The following is a 9,767-nucleotide window of genomic DNA, read 5'->3' on the forward strand; positions in this document are numbered from 1 at the left end:
GGGAGATAGGGAGATAGGGAGATAGGGAGATAGGGAGATAGGGAGATAGGGAGATAGGGAGATAGGGAGATAGGGAGATAGGGAGATAGGGAGATAGGGAGATAGGGAGATAGGGAGATAGGGAGATAGGGAGATTTTTGCTAATACAGGGGTTTTTACCCTAATGAGGTACACAGGATTGTATCTCTGTTCCCTATTCCCTATTCCCTTTGAGCAATTTAGGTATCCCAATCTCAATACTGAACAGCTGACCCATCACGCTGAAATCACCTCAAAATCAGAAATAGTCTCAATCCAAACCCGTGCTCCACACTTAAGGGGATCATCTGGACGATACATCACCCGACAGGGGCCATTGACCTCCACCGTATGACCGTAAACATTTTTAGAGCCTCGCTTCACCGTAATCACAGGATTCCGGTCCCCCGTCTTGAGATTGTTGCGAATCACCCTCTGGTTAACATGAATCACTGTCTTAGTGTACTCTGTACGCTTTGACCAGTTCCGTTTTGGTCCGCGAGTGCCAGGGGTGACCACCGGCATACCATCAAACAAAGGAATCACCCAAGTTCTGCCCACCTTATAAGCCCCTTTAACTCTGCCCTTGCCCAGAAGGTAACGGACGCGAGTAGCAGAAACACCAAGTAATTCAGCGGCTTGTGCGGTGGAAATCATCATGGCCAATAAACCATTGCTTTAACGATATTATTATAATAACACGATTTTCCATAAAATGCCAGGATTTGGTGAAACTATTGCATTGTCGCCATTTCAGATGGTGTGGGGTGTGGGGTGTGGGGTGTGGGCGCGGGAGGAAGAGGGTGCTAAAAAAAACTATTGCATTGTCACAATCTCAAGTAGTGGGGCAACTGGGATTAGTGAGATTAATGGGATTAGTAAGATACAAGGGTTCCAAAAAACTATTGCATTATCGCAATTTAAAGAAGAAGCTGATCGCTGATCGCTGAATACTTACGAAAATTGCTATAAATAAATCAGGGACTGTGTAATCACTTATGTGCGATTAATTAAACTCTAAATTATAAATTTTCAACTACCCATGGTTCAAACAATTCCTGCAAAAGAGATTACCTTACGTCAATTAAGACACAGATTCCACCTAGAACGAACGGATGATGAACATTTTTTCCGAGAATGGCAAGACGAGTTACCGGAACTGACGGATTTTGAGAAACAATTGCTAGGGCAAGTTAAAGAAGAATATCTGTACTTATCTGAGTCTCCGTTATTGGAAGTGATCTTGAAAATGGTGATAATATCGCCATTACTCAGACTAGCGGGATTTTATCGTCATCCCTTTGAAATTACAGCAGAGAAAGAAGTTAAAATCACCTCCGAAGATGAGGGTATGATTGTTACTGGACGTATTGATATTCTGATTTTTCACCCAGAATTCTGGGTTACTGTTATTGAAGCAAAAGGAACAAAATATGCCTTGGCAGCGGGAATTCCCCAAGTCTTAGCGTATATGTTGGCTAATCCTAATCCAGAGCAATCTATCCTGGGGTTTATCACCAATGGAAATGAGTTTAAATTCCTAAAGATGACAACCCACAAGCCACCTAAATATGCTCAATCCTATACATTCGCTCTTGAGAACAAAGATGACCTTTACACTGTTTTGAGAATATTAAAACGTATTAACCAAACCATCCAAAATCCCTAGTCAGCTTCCAGCTATCAGCATATTGAGAGGGTTTTCCAGGATAACTGATCTACTCGCGCTCCTCAGCTAAATGTCTAAGTTTTCCTGGATGATTTAACTGACTGCTCAGAAGCAGTTGATGTAGCCTCGGCGAGGATATTAGCTGACTGCTTACACTTCCTGAAAAGGACTTTACCTTTTTCACAAAAAGCACTATTATACAAATACTGCTGCCCAGAGCTTACTGGAAGCAGCAGGTGATAGCCAAACAAAAGAACCGATTATCTGTTTATTGATCAGGTTATTGATCAGGTGTGACAGCTGTATACCAACTATGGTATCTTCACCATGGTGGTAATGGGGGTAAGGGTAACTAGACGATGTGGCTGATACCGTGACCGTCATCAAAAACTTCCAACCCTAAGAGGTTATTAGAAAGCACGGTTAATTGCCTAGTAACATCTAACGGAATACACTGCTGAAAGCAGCAACTAGTTTGTTAAAACTACCTAGAGAGTCTAGTTAACTGATGGGATGAACCTATTAGAGACTTAGACCATTGACATCAAATGTCCAGAATATCGATAAAAAGCCATAGATTGAGATCAGGGACTGGCGTTTAAAAAAATACCAATTAAAGTAGGGTGGGTAACCTAACTTAATCTATAAAACTGAAAATAAACCAACTTTTTTTGCCTATCCGAAAAGCTAAAAACTGGTATTTTATATTTTGGCTACTCCCTAATCAGTTGGAGTTGAGATAAGCAGCTTTCCCCAAATCAAAAAAAGAATGGACAAATTATATAGTGTACACCCTAAGTATCTCGAAACAGTCAAATTAGTTTGGAAGCGTAAGCGTCGGGGAAGAGATATAGACCTAGCTAATAAATTAGATTTATCCTTGCCCATTGTTAATCTTTTTCTGATCGGAAAGCCCATTAAAGGTCTTTTCTTTGTAGAAATTTGTCAAGCATTGCACTTAAATTGGCGAGAAATTGCTGGTTTAGATTTACTGGAAACTCAGGTAAAATCCTCAGAGATTGAAGTAGATACCAGTGAAGTAGATACCGTAGATACCAGTGATGGGATTGGCCGTAGGCCAGGCTACGGGAATACAAAACCAAAGCCTATCGAAGAGGTAAACACCGTTGATGACGCTTTAGGGGATTTAGTGGATACCCTCAAAGAAATGTTACGTCGCCTCACCCGAAAAGCGGGAAATATACTAAAAGCAGACCGCACCAGTATTTTTTTACTGGATGAGCATAGTAATATCCTCGGTTCCATTGACGCTGATGATGGGAAAGGTGGCTCCCTAGTCATTGATATTCCAGCAGATAAAGGAATTGCTGGTGCAGCTGCTACCTCCGTAAGCATTATTAATGTTCCCTTTGATGTCTATGAGGATCCACGCTCTGAAGAAGCGAAAAGAATCGACCAAATTACCGGTTACCGAACCTATACTATGCTAGCTTGGCCGGTGTTGAATCAGCAAAAAAATTTAATTGCTGTGGTACAATTAATTAATAAGTTAAAGCCAGACAGTAATCCAAAGGATGAATTGTATGAAAGAATTGATCTAAAGGGGTTTACCAAAAGAGATGAAGAACTGTTGGCTCAATTTACTCCTTCAATTCTGAGAAATTTAGAACGATGTCAGTTATGTTTCCAACTAGCCCGTAAACTTTGGGTAAATTCAGAAAGCAAATCAGGGATTATCGATCCCTATAATCAAAAACTAATTACTGAACTCCAGGAGAAAGAAAAACAGGTGCGCAAGAGCCTAAAAAAACTAACCAAACTCAACTTCTAGTAATTGTTAATTTTTAGGGTAAAATTTAAATATTTTATAATAGTTTAAATTTTAAATGTTAACGTTTTAGGCAAGCTAAGATATATTTTGCCTAATAACTCCAGTACAATCAGATTTAACAAACTTTTCGTGTTGACCGGAGTAGAACACAATGCCAGTAGCAGTTGGAACCATTGAGACCCTAGGTTTTCCAGGGGTACTTGCCGCAGCAGACGCCATGGTCAAAGCAGGGGCAGTGACACTGGTATCCTATGATAAATCTGAGAAAGGTCGGTTTATGGTTAGCGTCCGTGGTAAAATATCGGAGGTAAACGTCGCGGTAGCAGCTGGTCTGGAAGCCGTAGAGAAAACCTATGGTGCCGAGGTGACAGCTTACTATATCATTCCTAACCCTAATGAAAATGTGGACACAGTGCTGCCCATCCACTACACCAGCAAAGTCGAAGAGTTCCGAACATTTTAAACCAATAGGCTTAATCGCTATTTGTCAGCATCGGTAGCGAAGATTCGTACAATAGTTCCTGAGTTTAAAATAATTAAACAAATTCAACAAAGTAAGGAGTTTGGCTATGTCCACAGTGGCGGTTGGATCTCTCGAAACCAAAGGCTTTCCTGGTATACTCGCAGCAGCAGATGCTATGGTGAAAGCTGGTAGGGTTACCTTAGTAGGCTACATCAGAGTTGGTAGCGCCCGCTTCAATATCAATATTCGAGGGGATGTTTCGGAAGTAAAAGCAGCTATGGATGCCGGTATTGCAGCCGTCGAAAAAGCCCATGGCGCTACCCTGGAATCCTGGGTAATCATTCCTCGTCCCCATGAAAACGTCGAGTGTGTTCTGCCCATTGCCTATACTGAAGCCGTTGAACAGTACCGAGAAGCCGTGGAAAATCCCATCATCGGGCCGGGGAACGGTTTGCCTCGTTAAGCTTTTTGGTTGGTTTTAGCTAAGCCCGCACCAAGCCCAGGTCTGACCGGATAGGAGAGCGGTTGTTGAATGCGGGTTGAAGCTACATTTGTGTTAGAACCGGGTCCGGTTAACTATGTCAATAATCATGCTACTAATCCTGATGGTTGCACTTCCACAGGAACCACTGGCAAATCAACCCGCACTTTCTGAGCTTGGGGCTGTGCTGCTTGCTCTAATACTTCTACCTCAATATTAACTGCCACTAGATAAGAACCAGTTTGATCTGCCACAGCTTGGGCAATCAAACCAGCAAAGTCTGGCCGTTCTGCCGTAATGGGATCTCGTGACGTACACTGCTCCCATTGGTAGTCGGCATTGGGATTGATGCTCAGGATATAGTGCTTCTTCATGGGGAAAAACCTTGATTAGGGGTTTACATCAGATCAGCTAACCGTCAACTCGCTCTCTTGATTATAGTACAAATATACTAATTTAGGAGTGATCAGTAGTCAATCCTAAGAGGCCTTGCTGCCATTGAGTTTCCTATATCCTTCAGAAAATCGCCAAATTACTACATCAAGGGATGTAATTAGCACTCGTTAAAGAGATAAATATGTAAAATATCTTCAAAATCAGCAGGTTTAATCAGAATTTTGATAAAGCTTGCCCATCCGGTGGAACTTTCAAGGGACACGTTAAACTAATCAAGGCTAAACTAAAAAACGTTAACTAAAACACAAAACCTGATGATTGCAACTGCGACTAGGATAAAACACGAAGTTAAAGACCTGTCTCTGGCACCAAAAGGAAAGCAGCGGATTGAATGGGCTGGACGGGAGATGCCAGTGCTCAAGCAAATTCGAGACCGCTTTGCCCAACAAAAGCCTTTGGAAGGAATTCGTTTAGTTGCTTGCTGTCACGTTACTACGGAAACTGCCCATTTAGCGATCGCACTCAAGGCTGCTGGTGCTGATGCTGTCCTAATTGCCAGCAACCCTCTGTCAACCCAAGATGATGTGGCGGCTAGCTTAGTGGTTGATCATGATATTTCTGTATTTGCCATCAAAGGGGAAGATAACGAAACCTATCACCGCCACGTTGAAATTGCCCTGGATCACAAACCAAACATTATAATCGATGATGGTAGTGATGTTACCGCCACTCTGGTAAAAGATCGCCAACACCAGCTCAGTGATATCATTGGTACCACCGAAGAAACCACCACTGGCATTGTCCGTCTGCGGGCTATGTTCAATGACGGTGTCTTGACATTCCCGGCAATGAATGTTAATGATGCTGACACCAAACACTTCTTTGACAATCGCTACGGTACTGGTCAATCTACCCTTGATGGTATTATCCGCGCCACCAACGTGTTGCTAGCTGGTAAAAACGTGGTTGTGGTCGGTTATGGCTGGTGTGGCAAAGGCGCAGCACTTCGAGCCCGGGGACTGGGAGCCAATGTCATTGTTACTGAAATCGACCCCACTAAAGCCATTGAAGCTGTGATGGATGGCTTCCGGGTAATGCCGATGGCAGAAGCTGCTCCCTTAGGTGACTTGTTTATCACAGTTACTGGTAACAAGCACGTGATTCGCCCTGAGCATTTCGAGGTGATGAAAGATGGAGCAATGGTGTGCAACTCCGGTCACTTCGATATTGAAATTGACCTCAAGTCCTTAGGGGAAATGGCAACAGAAGTCAAAGAAGTACGGAACTTTACCCAAGAGTACTGTTTGAAAAATGGTAAATCCGTTGTAGTACTGGGTGAAGGACGCCTGATTAACCTGGCAGCAGCTGAAGGTCATCCCAGTGCGGTGATGGACATGAGCTTTGCTAACCAAGCTTTGGCCTGTGAATACCTAGTCAAGAACAAAGGATCCATTGAACCAGGTTTACACTCCATCCCAGAAGCAGTGGATAAGGAAATTGCGCGGCTGAAGTTACAAGCAATGGGCATTAACATTGACACCCTAACCCCAGAGCAAATCGAGTACATGAACTCTTGGACTTCTGGTACCTAAAACTAGGGTAATCCTTTGACAATGCCAGTTCAATAATCCTGATCTCCCTGATCGGGTAATGGGTAATGGGTAACAGGTAATGGGTCATAGGTCATGGGTAATTGGTAGTTGACGATGACCGACTATCGATTACCCTGACCCAAAAAAGTGATTAAGCGAACTTGAGATTATTGGGATTTTGGGATAGAATATGGTAATAATACCAATACCTTTGATGGTAAATTGGGATTAAATACATAAATCCCCAAGTTCAATACCTGATTTACTTAACAATTAATTAAGAATAATTAGCAATTAGCCCGCTGAATAAGGTGTGGGATTAGCCGCAATCCTTGGAAGAACAGAACTTACCCAAAACTGGGTACCAAACTCTACCCTACAGGTAGAGTTATGGCTTTATTGCTGAAGAATAAGGGAAGGTAGGCAAATACCAGTTGCGAAAGCGGATTATGGGTGATTTTTAGAGATTATGGATGTTTTTAAGAAGTGGGGAAACTATATAGATATGGATAATATGTACAGGAAAATTCTAAAATTATATAGAATCTTGCATAAATCTTTAAAAAGAGGGTGATAAATACTATAGCCCAATAGCAAAAATGGACTTTTGCAAGAGGCCTATTAATGAGTAGGGTGATTGATCATGATATGGCAACAAACTCCAACCTATCTGGCAGTGCTTACTACTATGCTGTCGGCTGCACTGGTAAATGACTTGACGGCACCCCGGTTACTCGCACAGTCATACCCACACCATGAAGTTGGTTTACAATTCCCAGCACCACCAGAGCGAGGGTCACCGTCTAAAACCCTTGGGGCTGGGACACATATGATTGAATTTCCACGAGTACCAGAACGAGGAAAACCAACAAGAACAGCAGGAGGAGGGTCTCGTAGCTATTCCTGTACTGACAACGGTGACATCCCTTTGACTCCTATCGTGCCTGCCAATAATCTGGTCAAAACAGTGGCGGCTAATCCTACACTGTTCTGGTATGTTCCCAAAACTAAAGCCTCCGAAGCAGAATTTGTGTTAATTGATGACCAGGATCAAGAGGTGTACCTGACCAGCCTGAGCCTGGATAACACGAACGGTATTGTGCAACTGAGCGTGCCGAAAACTGTACCTCTGACTATGGGTAAGGAATACAAGTGGTTTTTCGTACTCGTTTGCGATCCTCAAGAGCGTAGCCGAGATCAGTGGGTTAAAGGAATACTCGAGCGTACTGAACTTAGTCCAGAATTAGCGCTTAATCTAGAGCAGGAGCAAAATACCTTAGAAAAAGCCAAACTATATGCTGATGCTATGATTTGGCAAGAAACTGTGACTACTGTTGCCCAGTTACGGGATTCCCAGCCCCAAGCATGGGTAGATCTGATCAAATCAGTGGAGTTAGAAGCGATCGCTAACAAACCATTTGTGAATTGCTGCACACCTAACAATTAATCTTAGGTAATTTCAGGGTAAGTGCTAGAAGGATTAGTATAGATTAGTATATTAACTTTTATAACTAATCACTACTGAATGGCTAAACTCTCTGTAGAACTACAGCGCTATTTTTTTGAGGAAGAGCGAGAGCCTCAGGTAAAGCTGGCAGATATTTTGACCCTAGCGGGGGAACGTATTTTTGGGTTTCTATTCGTTATCCTATCCCTACCTTCCGCTTTGCCAGTTCCAGCACCGGGTTATTCGATTCCCTTTGCGATTGTGATCTTCTTGTTGGCTATTCAGCTCATCGTTGGTGCCAAACGCCCCTGGCTACCCAATAAGATGATGAATGGGAAAATGAAACTGGAAACGGTACAGGGTTTTCTGAAAATAGGACTCCCTTGGTTGCAGCGGATTGAGGCAGTGACCCGTCCTCGCCTAAGCTATATTTGTACCAGTTTGCCTGGTCGGATATTTATGGGGAGTGCGATCGCATTAATGTCAATTTCGATGATGATTCCAATTCCAGGAACAAATACCCTTCCAGCTATTGGAATTTTTATAACTGGTTTTGGCTTAACTGAAGATGATGGCGCAATTAGCCTAGCCGGTTTAGTGCTGTGCTTGATCGGAGCAAGCCTCTCCATCTCAATTCTGTTTGCTCTATGGTTTGGTGGCACAAATCTAGTTGACCAGATTATTGACCAGATTATTGACCGAAAACCCTGAGAGCGCAAGCCCCTGGATTCTATCCATGGGGTTAGCCCGAACAGGAATTTATTCCCTAACTGTCCGGGAACTTTTGCCCGCTCGTTATCGACTATAATAGTAAGTAAAGCAAACGAACCAAGGAGGTGATTTCAGGTGTTGGTAATGGAGTTCAAGGCTGTCCTTAAAGAGCCTCAAAAATTAGCGATAAATGAAGCTATTATAACGGCTCGCTTTGTCCGGAATAAAGTACTTCGGTACTGGATGGATAACCATGGAGTGGGCAAAAAAGAATTGTACCGTTACAACACCGAAATACGTGAAGAGTTTAATTTTGTCAAAGACCTGAACAGTCATGCATGTCAAGCTTCAGTTGAAAATGTAGAGCGGGCAATAAAGCGGTTCTACGACAACTGTAAGAAAAAAGTACCTGGGAAAAAGGGCTATCCCCGTTTTAAGAAACATTCTAGGTCGGTTGAATATAAGCAATCCGGGTGGAAGTTATCCCCAGATAAAAAATCTATAAATTTTACCGACAAGAAAGGAATCGGTAAAGTCAAGCTTAAGGGGACGTGGGACTTATGGCGTTTCGACCAGAAACTGATCAAGCGGGTTCGTATCGTCCAAAGAGCCGATGGTTATTATGTCCAGTTTTGCGTCAAAGCAGATAATTCCGTTCGCGTTCGCGCAGCGTCGGCTTTGCCGAAAGCGTGGCCTACGGCCTTTCAACTAGAAGCTACTGGCTTTACTGTTGGTTTAGATGTTGGATTAAAAGAATTCTATACAGACTCTGATGGGTACTCAGAACCTAACCCAAGATTTTACAGAAGAGGGGAGAAACGTTTAAAGTTTTATCAACGTCGGGTTTCCCGAAAGAAGAAAGGCTCTGCTAACCGTAAAAAAGCAATTAATAGGCTAGGTAGGACACACCTGAAAATAAGTAGGCAGCGTGAAGAACATGCGAAGAGACTCGCGCGTTGCGTAATCCGATCTAACGATCTGGTCGCCTATGAAGACTTGAGGATCAAAAACTTAGTAAAGAATCACTGTCTTGCCAAATCCATTAACGATGCAGGTTGGTACCAATTTCGGGGTGCGATTCGTTAGCTATAAACCTTATCCAATAAGGATTTGGAGGATTAGCTGCTTGGTTAAATGAACCATGACAACTTGATAACCATGGTGGTGAAATTCCACCCCTCGTGAAATCCGAGTGACA

Annotated in this window: 10 protein-coding genes and 1 pseudogene; 9 read left to right on the top strand and 2 right to left on the bottom strand. The window is 42.9% G+C overall.

Going from position 1 to position 9,767, the window contains the following annotated elements:
* Positions 1–255: 255 nt before the first annotated feature.
* Positions 256–678 (bottom strand): helix-turn-helix domain-containing protein, encoded by a 423-nt coding sequence (locus tag F6K57_RS31520; protein ID WP_293029446.1) that lies wholly within the window; start codon positions 676–678, stop codon positions 256–258.
* 55 nt (positions 679–733) lie between these two features.
* Between F6K57_RS31520 and F6K57_RS31525 the strand changes: the two genes are divergently transcribed.
* The 5 genes from F6K57_RS31525 (at position 734) to F6K57_RS31545 (ending at position 4,405) form a co-directional block, all read left to right on the top strand.
* Positions 734–961, top strand: coding sequence for a hypothetical protein (locus tag F6K57_RS31525; RefSeq protein WP_293029442.1), 228 nt, complete (start codon positions 734–736; stop codon positions 959–961).
* Between the two features lie 99 nt (positions 962–1,060).
* Entirely contained in the window at positions 1,061–1,687 is a 627-nt protein-coding gene (locus tag F6K57_RS31530) for a type I restriction endonuclease (RefSeq protein WP_293029438.1), read from the top strand.
* A gap of 769 nt (positions 1,688–2,456) precedes the next feature.
* Entirely contained in the window at positions 2,457–3,479 is a 1,023-nt protein-coding gene (locus tag F6K57_RS31535; protein WP_293072051.1) for a GAF domain-containing protein, read from the top strand.
* Between the two features lie 151 nt (positions 3,480–3,630).
* Positions 3,631–3,942 carry a carbon dioxide-concentrating mechanism protein CcmK gene (locus F6K57_RS31540; protein WP_075900807.1) on the top strand — a complete coding sequence of 104 codons (312 nt, stop codon included), beginning with the start codon at positions 3,631–3,633 and terminating at the stop codon, positions 3,940–3,942.
* 106 nt (positions 3,943–4,048) lie between these two features.
* Positions 4,049–4,405 carry a carbon dioxide-concentrating mechanism protein CcmK gene (locus F6K57_RS31545; RefSeq protein ID WP_293043736.1) on the top strand — a complete coding sequence of 119 codons (357 nt, stop codon included), beginning with the start codon at positions 4,049–4,051 and terminating at the stop codon, positions 4,403–4,405.
* Between the two features lie 125 nt (positions 4,406–4,530).
* Here F6K57_RS31545 and F6K57_RS31550 read toward each other — a convergent pair whose 3' ends face one another.
* Positions 4,531–4,797: a hypothetical protein gene (locus F6K57_RS31550; protein WP_293029426.1), complete on the bottom strand. Its 267-nt coding sequence runs from the start codon at positions 4,795–4,797 to the stop codon at positions 4,531–4,533.
* Positions 4,798–5,133: 336 nt separating this feature from the next.
* Between F6K57_RS31550 and ahcY the strand changes: the two genes are divergently transcribed.
* The 4 genes and pseudogenes from ahcY to F6K57_RS31570 form a co-directional block, all read left to right on the top strand.
* Entirely contained in the window at positions 5,134–6,411 is a 1,278-nt protein-coding gene (gene ahcY / locus F6K57_RS31555) for an adenosylhomocysteinase (RefSeq protein ID WP_293029424.1), read from the top strand.
* A 643-nt stretch (positions 6,412–7,054) separates the two neighbouring features.
* Positions 7,055–7,858 (top strand): DUF928 domain-containing protein, encoded by an 804-nt coding sequence (locus F6K57_RS31560; protein WP_293072052.1) that lies wholly within the window; start codon positions 7,055–7,057, stop codon positions 7,856–7,858.
* A gap of 78 nt (positions 7,859–7,936) precedes the next feature.
* Complete coding sequence (locus tag F6K57_RS31565; RefSeq protein ID WP_293043740.1) at positions 7,937–8,569, top strand: exopolysaccharide biosynthesis protein; 633 nt, start codon at positions 7,937–7,939, stop codon at positions 8,567–8,569.
* A gap of 135 nt (positions 8,570–8,704) precedes the next feature.
* A pseudogene (locus F6K57_RS31570) lies at positions 8,705–9,640 on the top strand (transposase); the annotation flags it as partial.
* Positions 9,641–9,767: the final 127 nt, after the last annotated feature.

The sequence above is a fragment of the Moorena sp. SIO4A5 genome (genome assembly GCF_010672005.1).
Taxonomy (GTDB): domain Bacteria; phylum Cyanobacteriota; class Cyanobacteriia; order Cyanobacteriales; family Coleofasciculaceae; genus Moorena.

Bases quoted from the DNA above. Each gene is read 5' to 3' on its own strand.
- F6K57_RS31520 (WP_293029446.1), bottom strand. From the start codon at position 678: ATGATGATTTCCACCGCACAAGCCGCTGAATTACTTGGTGTTTCTGCT.
- F6K57_RS31525 (WP_293029442.1), top strand. From the start codon at position 734: ATGCCAGGATTTGGTGAAACTATTGCATTGTCGCCATTTCAGATGGTG.
- F6K57_RS31530 (WP_293029438.1), top strand. From the start codon at position 1,061: ATGGTTCAAACAATTCCTGCAAAAGAGATTACCTTACGTCAATTAAGA.
- F6K57_RS31535 (WP_293072051.1), top strand. From the start codon at position 2,457: ATGGACAAATTATATAGTGTACACCCTAAGTATCTCGAAACAGTCAAA.
- F6K57_RS31540 (WP_075900807.1), top strand. From the start codon at position 3,631: ATGCCAGTAGCAGTTGGAACCATTGAGACCCTAGGTTTTCCAGGGGTA.
- F6K57_RS31545 (WP_293043736.1), top strand. From the start codon at position 4,049: ATGTCCACAGTGGCGGTTGGATCTCTCGAAACCAAAGGCTTTCCTGGT.
- F6K57_RS31550 (WP_293029426.1), bottom strand. From the start codon at position 4,797: ATGAAGAAGCACTATATCCTGAGCATCAATCCCAATGCCGACTACCAA.
- ahcY (WP_293029424.1), top strand. From the start codon at position 5,134: ATGATTGCAACTGCGACTAGGATAAAACACGAAGTTAAAGACCTGTCT.
- F6K57_RS31560 (WP_293072052.1), top strand. From the start codon at position 7,055: ATGATATGGCAACAAACTCCAACCTATCTGGCAGTGCTTACTACTATG.
- F6K57_RS31565 (WP_293043740.1), top strand. From the start codon at position 7,937: ATGGCTAAACTCTCTGTAGAACTACAGCGCTATTTTTTTGAGGAAGAG.